Below are 1132 nucleotides of genomic sequence, written 5' to 3'. Positions count from 1 at the left end.
CGTCCCCGCGGTCGCGACGGCCCGCTCGGTCGTGCGCGCGCTCGAGGCGCTCGAGGCCGCCCGGATCGCCGTTGCGACGCCCTATACCGGTGAACTCGACGACCGAGAGCGGGACTTCCTCGAGGAATCGGGATTCCACGTCGCGTCGATCGACGGCCGGGGACTCGAAGCGAACACGGACATCGGCGCGCTGACTTCCGACGACGCCTCCCGGCAGGTGCTCGAGCACGTCGGTGACGACGACCTCGACGCCGTCTTCGTCTCCTGTACGAACTACCGGTCGCTCGCCGCGGTCGACGGCCTCGAGGCGAAACTCGGGGTACCGGTGATCACGAGCAACGGCGCGACGCTGTGGGACGTCTGCGGTGCGGCCGGCTTCGCGGTCGACGGGCCGGGAACGCTGTTCGACTGAGAACGTCGTCGCAGGTGGCGGAGATCAAAGCCGTTGCACCGCGAGTGACCGAAGGCTCGGAAGTCGCAGCCTGCGAGCGATAGCGAGCAGGACCGTCTTCCGGTGCTTTTGATCGACATTTTGCCGAGGGCGCGCCGTAGGCGCGCCCGCAGCGCAAAAGGTTGGTGTTTTTGACGCCGCTTCCCCACCCTCCGGTATGAAACTCAACGGCGTAGCGGACCTGCCCGAGATCCGCCCCGGCGACGACATCGCCGAACTCGTCGCGGATCGGGCCACCCTCGAGCCGGGCGACGTGCTCACCGTCGCCAGCACCATCGTCTCGAAGACGGAGGGCCGGACGGCGAATCTCGAGGACTACCCGGTCAGCGGCCGGGCGCAGGAGATCGCCGACCGGATCGCCGAACTGGCTGACGAGGAGAAGGATCCGCGGTTCGCGCAGGCGGTCCTCGAGGAGAGCACGGAACTGCTGATCGACGCTCCCTTCCTGCTGACCGAGACTCGATTCGGTCACATCTGCGTGAACGCGGGGATCGACCGGTCGAACGTGCCGGATCACGACCTGTTGCTCCTGCCGAAGCGACCGACCGAGAGCGCCGAGCGGATTCGAGCGGGGCTCGAGCAGCGAGGTATCGAGGACGTCGCGGTGATCGTCACGGACACCTGCGGTCGTCCGTTCCGGCACGGCCAGCGCGGCGTCGCGCTCGGCTGGGCCGGGATGCC

2 protein-coding genes are annotated in these 1132 nt (G+C 68.4%); both read left to right on the top strand.

Annotated elements, in window-relative coordinates; translation table 11 throughout:
• Nucleotides 1–412: maleate cis-trans isomerase family protein (locus PGX04_RS04260; RefSeq protein ID WP_425498430.1), on the top strand; the 412-nt coding region annotated here is incomplete at its 5' end.
• 196 nt (nucleotides 413–608) lie between these two features.
• A partial coding sequence (cofE, locus tag PGX04_RS04255; RefSeq protein WP_273737370.1) for a coenzyme F420-0:L-glutamate ligase occupies nucleotides 609–1132 on the top strand: 524 nt, incomplete at its 3' end.

The sequence above is a fragment of the Natrinema soli genome (assembly GCF_028618695.1).
This window is presented reverse-complemented; position numbering and strand designations above follow the sequence as displayed.